12 protein-coding genes and 2 tRNA genes are annotated in these 14,152 nt (G+C 54.4%); 5 read left to right on the forward strand and 9 right to left on the reverse strand.

Annotation, left to right across the window (positions count from 1 at the left end; translation table 11 throughout):
- Positions 1-49 precede the first annotated feature (49 nt).
- Entirely contained in the window at positions 50-1,363 is a 1,314-nt protein-coding gene (locus EX31_RS17910) for an NAD(P)/FAD-dependent oxidoreductase (RefSeq protein WP_051931096.1), read from the forward strand.
- Positions 1,364-1,413: 50 nt separating this feature from the next.
- Here EX31_RS17910 and EX31_RS17915 read toward each other — a convergent pair whose 3' ends face one another.
- The gene (locus tag EX31_RS17915) at positions 1,414-1,608 is read right to left on the reverse strand and encodes a hypothetical protein (protein ID WP_037036572.1); all 195 of its coding nucleotides are present in this window, start codon (positions 1,606-1,608) and stop codon (positions 1,414-1,416) included.
- A gap of 194 nt (positions 1,609-1,802) precedes the next feature.
- Here EX31_RS17915 and EX31_RS17920 point away from each other — a divergent pair, with 194 nt between their 5' ends.
- Positions 1,803-3,530, forward strand: a complete 1,728-nt coding sequence (locus EX31_RS17920) for a potassium/proton antiporter (RefSeq protein WP_013574897.1) — start codon at positions 1,803-1,805, stop codon at positions 3,528-3,530.
- 41 nt (positions 3,531-3,571) lie between these two features.
- On the opposite strand, the gene osmE is transcribed toward EX31_RS17920, so the two are convergent.
- Positions 3,572-3,904: an osmotically-inducible lipoprotein OsmE gene (osmE, locus tag EX31_RS17925; protein WP_013574896.1), complete on the reverse strand. Its 333-nt coding sequence runs from the start codon at positions 3,902-3,904 to the stop codon at positions 3,572-3,574.
- Between the two features lie 242 nt (positions 3,905-4,146).
- Here osmE and EX31_RS17930 point away from each other — a divergent pair, with 242 nt between their 5' ends.
- Positions 4,147-4,746 carry a cupin gene (locus EX31_RS17930; RefSeq protein ID WP_037035976.1) on the forward strand — a complete coding sequence of 200 codons (600 nt, stop codon included), beginning with the start codon at positions 4,147-4,149 and terminating at the stop codon, positions 4,744-4,746.
- A 7-nt stretch (positions 4,747-4,753) separates the two neighbouring features.
- Here EX31_RS17930 and EX31_RS17935 read toward each other — a convergent pair whose 3' ends face one another.
- The 5 genes from EX31_RS17935 to EX31_RS17955 form a co-directional block, all read right to left on the reverse strand.
- The gene (locus EX31_RS17935) at positions 4,754-6,379 is read right to left on the reverse strand and encodes a methyl-accepting chemotaxis protein (protein WP_037035978.1); all 1,626 of its coding nucleotides are present in this window, start codon (positions 6,377-6,379) and stop codon (positions 4,754-4,756) included.
- Between the two features lie 97 nt (positions 6,380-6,476).
- Positions 6,477-7,547, reverse strand: coding sequence for an ABC transporter ATP-binding protein (locus EX31_RS17940; RefSeq protein ID WP_013574893.1), 1,071 nt, complete (start codon positions 7,545-7,547; stop codon positions 6,477-6,479).
- On the reverse strand, positions 7,540-9,309 hold the full coding sequence (locus EX31_RS17945; RefSeq protein ID WP_013574892.1) for an ABC transporter permease: 1,770 nt from the start codon (positions 9,307-9,309) through the stop codon (positions 7,540-7,542). The genes EX31_RS17940 and EX31_RS17945 overlap by 8 nt, the downstream gene beginning before the upstream one ends.
- An 87-nt stretch (positions 9,310-9,396) precedes the next feature.
- Complete coding sequence (locus EX31_RS17950; RefSeq protein ID WP_013574891.1) at positions 9,397-10,485, reverse strand: ABC transporter substrate-binding protein; 1,089 nt, start codon at positions 10,483-10,485, stop codon at positions 9,397-9,399.
- Between the two features lie 198 nt (positions 10,486-10,683).
- Complete coding sequence (locus tag EX31_RS17955; RefSeq protein ID WP_037035980.1) at positions 10,684-11,574, reverse strand: SDR family oxidoreductase; 891 nt, start codon at positions 11,572-11,574, stop codon at positions 10,684-10,686.
- Positions 11,575-11,711: 137 nt separating this feature from the next.
- Between EX31_RS17955 and EX31_RS17960 the strand changes: the two genes are divergently transcribed.
- Positions 11,712-12,629 carry an AraC family transcriptional regulator gene (locus EX31_RS17960; RefSeq protein ID WP_013574889.1) on the forward strand — a complete coding sequence of 306 codons (918 nt, stop codon included), beginning with the start codon at positions 11,712-11,714 and terminating at the stop codon, positions 12,627-12,629.
- A gap of 80 nt (positions 12,630-12,709) precedes the next feature.
- Here EX31_RS17960 and EX31_RS17965 read toward each other — a convergent pair.
- Both EX31_RS17965 and EX31_RS17970 read right to left on the reverse strand, forming a co-directional pair.
- Positions 12,710-12,797: transfer RNA gene (locus tag EX31_RS17965), tRNA-Ser, on the reverse strand.
- A gap of 195 nt (positions 12,798-12,992) precedes the next feature.
- A tRNA-Ser gene (locus tag EX31_RS17970) sits at positions 12,993-13,080 on the reverse strand.
- Between the two features lie 389 nt (positions 13,081-13,469).
- Here EX31_RS17970 and yccA point away from each other — a divergent pair.
- The gene (gene yccA, locus EX31_RS17975) at positions 13,470-14,135 is read left to right on the forward strand and encodes an FtsH protease modulator YccA (protein ID WP_015689627.1); all 666 of its coding nucleotides are present in this window, start codon (positions 13,470-13,472) and stop codon (positions 14,133-14,135) included.
- Positions 14,136-14,152: the final 17 nt, after the last annotated feature.

The following is a 14,152-nucleotide window of genomic DNA, read 5'->3' on the forward strand; positions in this document are numbered from 1 at the left end:
TGTCATCGGCTCCGGGCGTGGCAACGGGAACCCGAAGAAGGATGTCATCATGACTGCTCAAACAGGAAGTCCCCGCGCTGCCGGTGTGCCGCACACCGACAGCTATTACGCCGGTTCTGTCAACGACCACGCCCCGTGGCCGGAACTGACAGACAATATTGAGTGCGATGTCTGCATTGTCGGTGCCGGTTTTACCGGCATTTCTTCTGCTTTATATCTGTGTGAGGCCGGTTACGACGTGGTGGTGCTTGAGGCCGCACGGGTCGGCTGGGGCGCCAGCGGGCGTAACGGCGGGCAGGTGGTCAACTCTTACAGCCGCGATATTGATGTGATTGAAGACCGCTACGGACGGCAGACCGCTGATATGCTCGGCAGCATGATGTTTGAAGGGGCGAACATCATCCGTCAGCGCATCGATCAGTATGCCATCGACTGTGACTATCGCCCCGGCTGTATTTTTGCCGCGCTAAGTGCACGCCAGCTTTCGAAACTGCGCGACCAGCAAAAGCTGTGGAACCGTTACGGCCATACTGAACTGACCCTGCTGGATGAAACCGCCGTGCGGCGCGAAATCGCCACCGACCGTTATGTCGGCGGGCTGCTGGATAAAAATGGCGGCCACCTTCATCCGCTGAATCTGGTGCTGGGCGAAGCCGAAGCGGTGCGGCGTCATGGCGGGCGTATATTTGAAGGATCGGCAGTCACGCGCATTGACCACGGCGAACCGGCGTTAGTGCACACGGCCAAAGGTCAGGTCAGCGCCAAATATGTGATTCTGGCGGGCAACGCCTATCTGAGTCAGCAGCTTGCGCCGCGCCTCACGCGTCTCAGCATGCCGTGTGGCTCGCAGATTGTCGCCACAGAACCGCTGTCGGATGACATGGCACTCTCACTGTTGCCCAACAATTACTGCGTCGAAGACTGCAATTATCTGCTCGATTATTTCCGTCTCACCGCTGACAACCGGATGCTGTACGGCGGCGGTGTGACCTACGGCGGTAAAAATCCGCCGAATATCGATTCGGTGATCCTGCCCAAACTTAACCGCACCTTTCCGCAGCTTAAAGGCGTCAAGATTGATTACCGCTGGGGCGGCAATTTCCTGCTGACGTTATCGCGCCTGCCGCAATTTGGCCGGCTGGAAAATAACATCTATTACATGCAGGGTGACAGCGGGCATGGCGTGACGCTGACGCATCTGGCCGGGAAGCTCATCACCGAAATGCTGCGCGGAGACGCCGAACGTTTTGATGCGTTCGCCCGTTTACCGCATATGCCGTTCTTCGGTGGCCGCAATTTCCAGGTGCCATTTACCATGCTGGGCGCGGCGTATTATTCCCTGCGCGACCGCCTGGGCGTGTAATCCTTTCATCCTGCAAAGCCCCGCAGTTTAACTGCGGGGAAATCCCTGTGTCAGCCTTTACCCGCCACCGGAAATTCGCTGTCAGTGCCGACTTCGGGCAACTCATTCAGATCTGGCTCGATCCCTTGCGAAATGTAATCTTTTGCCGCAATCGACTGTTCATTGCCTTGTGCGTCGCGGATAAGCACATGTTTGATCGCGCCATCTTTCATCACCTCACGGTGTACACCGGTAAATTCACTCATTGTGGTTTCCTTTTTGATGAACTGCACGTAGACATCGCTCATCTTTAAGCATAGTTTTTTATTCTTAAGTGCAACTAATAAAAATCCTAAATGACCTCAGCAACGCGCTCATTTTCCTGATAAATTAGAGGTATTGTCACTGATGACGACACCGCACGCCCCCGCACCACTCATGCCTTACAAGGAGAACGCTCTTGGACGCCAGCACGATTAATACTCTTTTCTTTATTGGCGCCCTGTTAGTCGCAGCGAGCATTTTGCTCAGTTCGTTCTCTTCTAAGCTTGGCATCCCTATTTTAGTCATTTTTCTGGCGATCGGCATGCTGGCAGGCATCGACGGAATTGGTGGTATTGCGTTTGATAATTACCCCGCCGCCTATCTGGTCAGCAACCTGGCGCTGGCGGTGATTTTGCTCGACGGCGGCATGCGTACCCGCGCCTCTTCCTTTCGTGTTGCCCTGTGGCCCGCGCTGTCGCTGGCGACGGTCGGCGTTCTGATTACCGCCGGTCTGACCGGGCTGGCCGCCGCGTGGTTGTTCAATATCAACCTGATGCAGGGTTTACTGATTGGCGCGATTATCGGTTCAACCGATGCGGCAGCCGTCTTCTCGCTGATTGGCGGTAAAGGTCTGAACGAACGTGTCAGCGCCACGCTGGAAATTGAATCCGGCAGCAACGACCCGATGGCGGTATTCCTGACCATCACCCTGATCGACATGATTTCCAAAGGCGAACACGGCCTGAGCCTGATGTTTGTGGTGGATGTGGTGCGCCAGTTTGGCCTCGGCATTGTGTTTGGTGTGGGCGGCGGCTGGCTGCTGCACAAGCTGATTAATAAGATTACGCTGGCGGCCGGGCTGTATCCGCTGCTGGCGTTCAGCGGTGGTTTGCTGGTGTACGCGGCAACCATGTCACTGGAAGGCAGCGGCATTCTGGCGGTGTATCTGTGCGGCCTGATGCTCGGCAATATGCCCATCCGCAACCGTCACGGTATTTTGCAAACCTTCGACGGGCTGGCATGGCTCAGCCAGATTGGTATGTTCCTGGTGCTCGGTTTGCTGCTGACGCCCAGCGATCTGTTGCCGATTGCCATCGCGGCGCTGGCGCTGTCATTGTGGATGATCCTGCTGGCACGCCCGCTGTCGGTGTTTGTCAGCCTGATCCCGTTCAAAAACTTTACCCTGCGCGAACGCTTCTTTATCTCGTGGGTTGGCCTGCGCGGTGCGGTACCGATCATTCTGGCGGTATTCCCGATGATGGCCGGACTGCCTAATGCCACGCTGTATTTTAATGTCGCCTTCTTTATCGTGCTGGTCTCCTTGCTGCTTCAGGGGACGTCATTAGGCTTTGCGGCCAAAAAAGCCAAAGTGCTGGTGCCGCCGCAACCGACGCCGATTTCCCGCGTCGGACTGGATATCGATGTGTATAACGACTGGGAACAGTTCGTGTATCAGCTCGGCTCCGATAAATGGTGCGTCGGCGCGGCACTGCGTGATCTGCAAATGCCGCAGGCGACACGGATTGCAGCGCTGTTCCGTGGCAAAGAGATGCTGCATCCGACCGGCAGTACACGGTTGAAGGAAGGCGATATTCTGTGTGTCATCGGACAGGAAAAAGATTTACCGGAATTGGGTAAATTGTTCAGCGACAGCAATAAAGTGGTGCTTGATGATCGTTTCTTTGGTGATTTCATTCTGCAGGCCGATGCGCCGCTGGATGCGATTTCCCAGCTGTATGGCCTGAATCTGGAAGACACCGTGGATCAGTCGCAAACCCTGGGACATTTCGTCATTAAGCTGCTCGGAGGCGAACCGGTGATCGGTGACCATATCGAATGGGACGGACTGACGTGGACGATTGCGGAAATGGAAGGAAATCGGGTGAGTAAAGTCGGCGTGAGGATTGTGACGCAGAAGGCTTAAATTTCGGCTCCTTCCCCTCTCACGAGGGGAAGGAAAACGTATTACTGAGCAGCCTGCGGGTCTTTGTCGTAGTCTGAACAGGACTGATAACCTTTGTTCATGACATGACCGGTGTCGTTAAAGCTGACGAAGTAGGTCTGTGCTTTACCATCACGCGGGGCGACCGCATAAGTCTGACAAGTCCCTTTGGCGTGGATCAGCGTCGCTTCCGTTGACGGTGGCCCTGCAATGGCACGAACCTGCGATTTCGTCATCCCGACTTTGACATCGCTGACTACCGGTTCTTTAACGTAACTCGCCGCACGGTCATAAGTCTGACACCCTGCCAGTACCGAAACTGCTGTAGCAACCACAAGTAACATTTTCTTGTTCATAACTTCTCCTCCTGAGTATTTTTGTATTGTTAAGCATAGAAGACATAAGGGATTTAGCCAGCCGATATGACTTCTATTTATTAATTGCACCATATTTTAAGTTTTTTCTGATAACCGGAATGGAGGTTTTTAGCGCGGCCTGACATGCATTTTTTATGTGTGCAAAAAGAAGATATTCAGGGCTTTTTGATCTATACATGAAAGAGGTAAGCCATTGATTGCTCGACAAGGAGCTATTACTGATGCATTTGGATCGACGCCGGTTCGTGACTTTGCTGGGTGTTATAGCCCTGATGCCGATACCCCAAACGGGCTTCGCGACTCCCCGGGAGGTTGCCATGGATACTCTGCGGATTGATAAACCCGACGGCGGTGTGCCGAATAATACGTTACCGGTGCTGATTTATCACCGCGTCATTCCGCCTGATACCGCCGATAATGCCGACTATCTCGAACACCTTTTCCGCGCCAACGGCTGGCCGCCGCAGTGGCGTTATCCCGTCTATACCTTTACGCATTTTCATTCCAACACACCTGAAGTGCTGGGTGTTTTTGCCGGTACGGCGAAGCTGCAACTGGGCGGCGAGCACGGCAATATTATCGAGGTGAAAGTCGGCGATGTGTTACTGCTTCCGGCCGGAATCGGCCATAAACAGATTTCTGCCGATGCCGATTTTATGCTGGTCGGCGCGTATCCGCCGGGCATCAAAGCCGATTTATGCCATGACGAATTGCCGCAACTGGCGGCTCGCACCAAAGCGGTGAACGCCGTCCCGCTGCCCGCGACGGATCCGGTGACCGGCCACAGCGAAGGCAGCATGCTGGTGTGGCATCAGAAATAACCGGGTATCACGCGGCGGTCAGGGCAAACCGCGCCACGGCTTTTTCCAGACGCTGCGACTGGTCCAGCAACTGCTGGGAAGATGCCGCCGCATGATCCGCCAGTTTGCCGTTTTGCAGCGTCACATGATTAAGCGCGGTAATGCGTTCGGAGACATCGTGAACACTTTGCCCCTGATACAACGTCGCTGCCGAAATCTCACTGACTAACGTGCTCAGGCCGTTGAAGATATGAATTATCTCTTCCAGACTTTGCCCCAGCACCGTAACGGATGCCGAACCGCGATCAATTTGCTGCACGGAATCATCAATCAGCTGGTGAATGCCACGCGTCGAATGGCTGCTCTTTTGCGCCAGCAGACCGATTTCTTTCGCCACCACCGCAAACCCGCGTCCGTGCTGTCCGGCATGCGCCGCTTCAATCGCCGCATTCAGCGCCAGAATATTGGTCTGAAACGCCACGCTGTCGATCATTGAGACAATACTGCTCATTTCTGAAGACTGGCTGACAATCTCTTTCATCGCGGTATCCACCTGCCCCATTACTTCCCCGCCGCGCGTCGCCACGCCTTTCGCCTGCTCGGCGCGTTGACTGGCCTGCAACGCATAGGCGGCGTTTTCTTTCACGCGTTCATTAAGATGGGTGATGTGTTCAGTGGCAGCGCTGAGTTCTTCGCTCTGAATGGCGGCCTGTGCCGATAATTCCTCGTTACCCTTTGCCATCTGATTGATATTGATCATGATATGCGAGGAGGCATCGCGCACTTCACTGACCAGTTTTTGCAGGCCGTGCTGCATGTTGCGCAGGCTGACACCCAGCTCGCGGACTTCAATCACCCGCGCGTGGTCATCTTCGACATCGCGCGATAAATCCCCGGCAGCCAGCACGCTGATGTGCCCGATCATGCGTTGCAACGGACGGATAATCCACGCAGACACACCGCGCCAGACCAGCACCGCAATCACCGCCAGAATGACCAGCGCGCCCATAAACAGCGTTTTCGCCTGCGTCAGCGCATTGAGTAAGCGGTCGCTCAGGGACACCGCTGTGTGCTCATTAACCGCCAGATAAGCATAATATTTCTGGCTGAAGTCATCCTGAAACGCCTGGATCGGCACTTCAAAGAAGGAATCAATATTGTTGTTCTTTTGCAGACCGTTCGCCTGTTCCCGCAAGCCGTCGTAGAACATCTGATAGCTGGATTTCAGCTCGGTGGCAGCCGTATCGGCGTTTTTCGTCATACCTTCGAATTGTGCAAACGCTTTTTGCGACGCGGCAAGCGAACCCAGCGATTCTTCCATCAGGCTGTTCCAGCTCCCGACCGAGCCGGTTTCTTTATCCTGCATGTAATAAATACCGGCACGGTTCAGTTTGTCGCTGGCCATCAGCAGTTCCATACGGGCTTTATCCATGACGGCTTGCTGCTGACGCAGACTTTCGGTGGCAATAACGTTGTTATGTGCATCCTGCAGGATTTTGGTGAGCACCACGGTGGAGAAAATTTGCAAAGCAGAAAACAGGGCGATAACGCAAATTACCCCGAAAAGGATCCCCCGCGGACGTTTGATGAAACCCGATCGAAACAATCTGTTGAATGGCATTTTACCAATAAGTGAACGAGAAGTTAAATTCATGATTATTCTGCATTATTTAGAGAAGAAACAGAATTTTACTCGCGGGAAATGACAGAAGTATTTCAGGGAGCGGCGCTGAACCGCTCCCTGCGATTACTTATTGTTTCGGGAAGATCCACACATGGTTTTCGGGAAGTGCCAGACGGCAATGCTGCGGGTCGCGCACATCGGTGCCGTAAGCACGGATCACAAAATCATCGCCGGTTGTGCGGAACAGATATTCCCAGCGGTCACCGAGATACATGCTGGTCAGGAGCGGCAATTCCAGCTGATTCTCGCCCGGCCCGTCGGCCAGCACCACGCGTTCGACGCGGATCACCGCCGTCCCTTCCTGTCCGGCCTGCACCCCCTCACCCGCCAGCCCCCACAGCACCCAGTCGCTGCCTTCGATACGCGCTTTACCCTCACGCACTTCGGTGACTTTGCCGTGCAGACGATTGTTGCTGCCCATAAATTCTGCGGTAAACAGGGTTTTCGGCGAACCGTACATTTCCTGCGGCGTACCCTGCTGTTCAATTTTGCCGTTGTTGAGCAAAAGAATACGGTCAGAAATCGCCATCGCTTCATTCTGGTCATGCGTCACCATCAGCGCCGACAGTCCGAGTTTAATGATCAGTTCGCGCAGGAACACCCGCGCCTCTTCACGCAGTTTGGCATCAAGGTTCGACAGCGGCTCATCGAGCAAAATCACCGGCGGGTTGTAGACCAGCGCACGGCCAATCGCCACGCGCTGCTGCTGGCCGCCGGAAAGCTGATGCGGGTGGCGCTTGCCCAGATGCCCGAGGCCCAGCTGATTCAGCACATCCTGTACGCGCCGGGTGATTTCACCCGCCGAAACCTTACGTAATTTCAGCGGATACGCCACGTTCTCAAACACGGTTTTATGCGGCCACAGGGCGTAAGACTGAAACACCAGTCCGAGATTGCGCTCTTCGGCCGGAATTTCGCTGCGCGGTGTGCCGTCATAAACTTTGTTTTTGCCAATGACGATAGTGCCTTTCACCGGCTTTTCCAGCCCGGCGACGGCACGCAGCAAGGTGGTTTTTCCGCTGCCGGAAGGCCCGAGCAATGACACCACTTCGCCGCGTTTCAGATCCATAGAAACGCCCTTCAGCACCGGATTATCACCATAAGTCAGGTGCAGATTGTCGACAGATAATTCAATCATGTAATTTCACTCCGAAACGAAGGGCAATACCCAGACCTAACACCACCAGCAGGATGTTAATAAAGGAGAGCGCGGCAACAATATCAATGGCGCCCGCCGCCCACAGGGAAACCAGCATCGAGCCGATGGTTTCCGTGCCCGGCGACAGCAGATAGACACCGGTGGAATATTCACGCTCGAAAATCAGGAACATCAGCAGCCACGAGCCAATCAGGCCGTAACGCGACAGCGGAATGGTAACGTGACGGGTGATCTGCCCGCGGGTCGCCCCGGTACTGCGCGCCGCCTCTTCCAGCTCCGGCCCGACCTGCAACAGTGTCGAGGAAATCAGCCGCAGACCATACGCCATCCACACCACGGTATACGCCAGCCAGACGCTGAAAATCGTACTGCGCAAGGATCGCAACCAGACCACCAGGTTATCGCGCAACCACTGTGACCACGGCATGCCGGAAAGCCAGCCGGATTTTAGCGCGTTATCGAGCCACATCGGCAGGAACAGGAACACCCACAGGAAAGCCAGACCGGCCAGCAGCCCCGGCACCGCACGCGGCACCAGTACGCTGTAATCAAGGAAACGGGTGACGCCGTCGGGTTTACGGTGCATCGCAATACCGATAAACAGATAACAGGCCACTGCCAGCGCACCGCCAATGACGCCAATAGCCATCGAGTTGACGATAGCGCGCAGCAGGTTCGGCTGTTCCCAGATCGTGCGGAACGTGTTGAGCGAGAGTTCATCCCAGATGGACACGCCGACGCCCCAGTTAGAGATAAATGCACGCAGCATCACACCAATCAGCGGAACGCCGATGGTCACCGTCAGCCAGAACGCCACCACAGCCCCGGCCACCCAGCGCCATTTTCCAAGCGGTAAAGCACGCGCCTGCGACGCTTTACCTTTCACCGTCACGAAACGGTTGGCGGTACGCATCAGGCGGCGCTGCAACATCACCAGCGGAATAGTGATACAAATCAGCACCACGGCAACCGCAGCCATCAGATGATAAGACGGCGTACCAAGTTTGTTGGTCAACTGATAAAGATAGGTCGCCAGCACCATGTTGCCTTCCGGGTCGCCGAGCACCAGCATCAGGCCGAACACTTCCAGCCCGAGGAAGAACAGCAGAACGGTGGCGTAAAGAATCGACGGACGCACCATCGGCAGACTGACCGCCGTCATCACCTGTAACGGCGAGGCGCCTGCAGTTCGCGCGGCTTCCTCAACATCCGACCCGACGCTGCGCAACGCCGAGGAGATATACAGATAGGCGTGAGGAACATGCGTCAGACCGGCAATCACCACGATGCTCGACATGTCGTAGATGTTCCACGGCACGAAACCGAGGATCGCCTGTGCCCACAGTGAAAAGAACCCGACCGGTCCGGCGGCCACCACGTAACCGAAACCTAATACCATCGGCGACACAAAAATCGGCACCAGGATCAGCGGCTCAATCACGCGTCTGCCCGGCAAATCCGTACGCACCATCAGGAACGCCAGAATACCGCCAAGCGGGATGGCGATGACCACCAGCCCGAAGGCCAGAATAAAGCCGCTTTTCAGCGCTTTGTAGAAATCCGGATCAGTAAAGATGAATCCAAAAGATTCGAGGCTCCATTCTTTCGACGGCGAAAAGAACGGCGCGGAGAGGAAACTCTGTATCACGATGAACGACAACGGAATGTAGATAACCAGCGCCGTTATCAACACCACAATGCCGCGCGGCAGGCTCTGCCACTTTCTGCGCAATGCATTCATGTTACTTCCCTTCGGTTAGAAACAAGGAGAGCGAAATCAGGCAGGAAAAAGGAAGCGCGGCGGAAAATGACGCGCTTCAATATGTCACTACTTGGCAGCAGCGGTACGCCACTGTTTGATGTAATCCAGGCGTTTTTTCTGTTGCAGGTATTCCAGCAGGGTTTCATCCACCGGGATGGGTTTGAGCGCGTTGCCCAGCATTTTGGTCATACCATCGATATCATTTTTGCCTTCGATATCGTTACGGATGGAGGGAATGTCAGCCTGATTGGCCAGAATGCTCTGCCCCTTCTCGGACAAGACATAGTCCAGCCACAGTTTGGCCGCGTTGCTGTTTTTCGATTCCTGACTGATGAAGGAAACGCGGGAAAGCACCAGGGTGTAATCCTTCGGATAGGAAATCCCCAGTGACGGGTCAGTTTTAGCGCGGGCTTCGGCGTAGGAACCCAGGATGTTAAAGCCGATCAGGTTTTCGCCGGAAGAGACACGTTCCATCATGGTGCCGGTAGAGGATTGCACTGCTAAGCCGCCTTTGGCCACATCAGCCAGCGTTTTGAAATAATTCGGATCGGCTTTGAAATCCTGTACGGACAGCATGAAGCCGAGACCGGATTTCTCAATATCGTAAGTCGTGACTTTTTTGTTGAACTTTTCGGTCTGGCTGGCGATCAGTTTTGCCAGTGCCGCATGGGAATCAGGCACATCACCGGCCGGGATCAGGCGTTTGTTATAGATAAACACTACCGGTTCATACGTCGTGCCGTAAGCTTTGTCTTTCCACACTGCCCATTTTGGCAGTTGCCCCTGTTCAGGGGATTTATATTCCTGCGCGTAGTCGGTCGCCAGTTTCAGCGCGGTATCCATCGAGGAACTCCAGACCACGTCGCCGCTGGTGCCGCCCGCCGCCTGTTCGCTGATATAACGGTTGTACAGCTCGGTGCTGTTCATATCGTTGTATTCGACTTTGATACCCGGATACGTCGCCTCGAAGCCCTGGATCAGCGGGCCAGCGGCTTTGGTGTCAGTCGTGGAATAGACCACGACTTTGCCTTCTTTAGTCGCCGCATCGACGATTTTTTGATAGTCAGCCGGGTAGCCTTGAGGTAATGCAGACATTGCAGAGGAAGACATCATTACAGCCAGAGCAATCAGAGAGATACGTAATTTATTCGACATTATTGTTAACCTCTAGTTACATTTGGGAAACTAAAAATCAACATAACGCATAACATCGGACAGGCAATAGGGTAACGTTTTTATCTTCCCGATTTGTGATTCGTGGCGTTTTTTAAGCAATTAACACCATAAAAACCACGGTAGAAAACGCAAAACAGGCCCTCTGAATGGCCTGTTTTTAAGGACAGAAAACGGGGATTATTTAAAATATCCGGCGGTATCAATATCGGTCAGTAAATCCTGATGTACGGGTTTCCAGCCCAAAATATCGCGGGTGATCTGACTTGAGGTCGGATTATTTAACGAGGCAAAATGGGTAAACCAGCCAAAATGTGCCGCCAGATCTGGCCCGTTTTTACTCACCACTGGCAGGTTCAGGTGCTTACCGATGAGGGTGGCAATCTCACGGAATGGCACACCTTCTTCTGCATTCGCGTGATAAATCGCATTCTGCGCGCTCTTCTCCAGTGCCAGCACAAACACTTGCGCGGCATCAAAACGGTTCACTGCCGGCCAGCGGTTTTCGCCATCCCCCGGATACGCTGATTCCCCCTTTTCCCGCGCCAGCGCAATGAGCAGCGGCACAAATCCATGATCGCCCGCGCCATGCACCGATGGCGGGAGACGCACCAGTGACACCCGCACGCCCTGCTCTGCCAGTTTAGCGACGGCAAGATCGGACGCCACGCGAGGATTTTGCCCGTACGGATCGGGTAAATCATTTTCCGTTGCCAGACGGCCATTGTTCACCAGCGCCGTGCCGGAGGTGACGATCAGCGGTTTATGGGTGCCCTTCAGCGCAGCGCCTAATGCGCCAATCGCCAGCCGGTCTTTTTCACAATTTTCCAGAAACTTCGAAAAGTCATGGATAAACGCGGTGTGGATCACCCCGTCGGCCTGCGCTGCGCCGGATGCGAGGCTCTCAAGATCTTCAATACTGCCGCGATGAACCCCGGCACCCGCGTCGGTCAGCGCCTGCGCCGAGGCATCCGAACGGGCCAGCCCCAGCACCTGATGACCGGCCCGCAGCAATTCCTGAACCACCGCAGAACCGACAAAACCTGTTGCACCTGTCACAAATACACGCATTGCGAATTTCCCCGTTGTTGGCTAAACCTGTCGTGGCTACAAAAGCCCAGGACTTACGTCATAAAATATAGGGGCTGGAGGAAAGACGATCTATGCGCTAATGTCCGCATTATCTTTGCAATCGTCCGGAGTCGCTGATGGACCCTCTTTCTGATGTGTTATCACTGCTGAAGCCGCGCAGTTATATGTCCAAAGGTTTTGAAGCCGGAGGCGCCTGGTCGGTGCAATTTCCCGACCATTATCAGTCGATTAAATGTAACGCGATTATTCGCGGTGAATGCTGGCTGGCAGTCGATTCCGTGCCAGGCGCAGTGCATCTGAAAGCAGGAGACTGCTTTGTGTTACCCAGCGGACGCCCGTTCCGGCTGGCCAGCGATCTTAGCCTTCCGTCCGTCGATGCCGGGCCCATTTTCCAGCAGGCGCAGGATGGCGGAACGGTTTCCTGTAACGGCGGCCAGGATTTCTTCCTCACCGGCAGCCGGTTTGCGGTCAGCGGCGCAAACGCTTCTACCCTGCTGGCGATGCTGCCGCCGGTGGTGCATATCTCAAAAGAATCCGACAGAGCCAGCCTGCGCTGGGCGGTTGAACGGATGATGCAGGAACTGCGTGACCAGCGTCCCGGCGGCTTGCTTATTGCGCAGCATATGGCGCACATGATGCTGGTACAGGCGCTGCGGATGCACGTCGATAACGCGCCGGAAGGTGAAACCAGCGGCTGGTTTGCCGCACTGGCCGATAAGCAGTTATCCAAAGCGCTGAATGCAATGCATGAAAACCCGGCGCAGCGCTGGACGGTGCAAACGCTGGCAGAACGGGCGGGTATGTCGCGTTCTGTATTTTCTCAAAAATTCAAACAGGCTGTGGGCAGTGCGCCGCTGGAATACCTGACGCGCTGGCGGATGTTGCTGGCTGGCGACCGGCTGGCGAATACTAAAGAACCGGTATCAGCCGTGGCGCTTTCGCTTGGGTACGAATCAGAAAGTGCTTTCAGTACGGCGTTCAAACGCACACTGGGATGTTCGCCAAGGCAATACGGGCAGAAAGAAGCCGTCTGAAGAATAAGTGGAGGGGCAAAGGGGGAATTTCAGATACAAAAAAAGCCGCTAATCACTTAGCAGCTTTCTTGTGTTGTTTATGGCGGAGGAGGAGAGATTCGAACTCTCGAATGGTTTCCCATCGCCGGTTTTCAAGACCGGTGCCTTCAGCCGCTCGGCCACCCCTCCGTAAACAACAAGTACGTTACGACCTCAGTCGTTCAGTACGGGGCGTAGTATACAAGACCGTAAAAAAGATGCAAATATTATTTTCAGTCTAGTTTGTTGATTTTATGAGCATTTAAACCGCGTACACAAAGTCGGGCATAAATGACAGAGACAAAAAAAGCCGCTAATTGCTTAGCAGCTTTCTTGTGTTGTTTATGGCGGAGGAGGAGAGATTCGAACTCTCGAATGGTTTCCCATCGCCGGTTTTCAAGACCGGTGCCTTCAGCCGCTCGGCCACCCCTCCGCAACGAAGCGAACTATAAACAGTGCCGATCCGCTTGTAAAGCCTGATTCTGTTCTGATTGCCTGAAAAACAGGCATTCGGTTCGCAAGCGGCGATTTAAGCATCATTTCGGTGATTTTGACGTCAGGATACCGCGCAGTGCCCCGCTCCGGGCAGGTAAAGAAGGGTAAAACGTCTTTAATGACGCACCGCAACTACTTACACTGCAACCTGTTTGTATTTTCACCGACTCCAATTAGATACCCAAAATAATTTGGGTCGCAGGAAGGCGGCAAGAGAGGGAGTCCCGATGAGCTTACGCAGGTAAGTGATTCGGGTGACCGGGCGAAGCCAACGCATCTGCGACACAAAGTATGAAGGGCTTAAGTGAGAATTTTATTATGAACCGCATGGATCGTATCGTTGCATCTTCGTCATCATCACGCGCTGGCTCGTTGCTAAGCACGCACCGGGTGCTGCGTAATACTTATTTCCTGTTAGCACTGACTTTGGGCGTATCCGCGATTACTGCGACAGCAAGTACGGTTCTGAGATTGCCGTCCCCCGGTTTTCTGCTGACCATCGTTGGCTTCTATGGCCTGATGTTCCTGACCTACCGCACAGCCAACAGCCCGGCGGGTATTTTATCTGCCTTCGCGCTGACCGGTTTTATGGGGTATACGCTGGGGCCACTGCTGAGTTCGCTGCTTTCCGTCGGTGCCGGTGACATTATTATGCTGGCACTGGGCGGCACTGCGCTGGTGTTCTTCTGCTGTTCAGCCTATGTGCTGACCACGCGCAAAGATATGTCGTTCCTGTCCGGCATGATGATGGCAGGTTTTGTGGTGCTGCTGGTGGCGGTTATCGCTAACCTGTTCCTGCAAATTCCTGCGCTGTCACTGGCGATCAGTTGCCTGTTTATTTTGTTCTCCGCAGGCGCAATCCTGTGGGAAACCAGCAATATTATTCATGGCGGCGAAACCAACTATATTCGGGCGACCGTCAGCCTGTATGTCTCGCTGTACAACATTTTTGTCAGCCTGCTGAGCATTCTGGGCCTGTCATCACGTAACTGATAAAGCCTGAAGTGGAT

It is taken from the genome of Rahnella sp. WP5, assembly GCF_000745615.1.
Classification (GTDB): domain Bacteria; phylum Pseudomonadota; class Gammaproteobacteria; order Enterobacterales; family Enterobacteriaceae; genus Rahnella; species Rahnella aceris.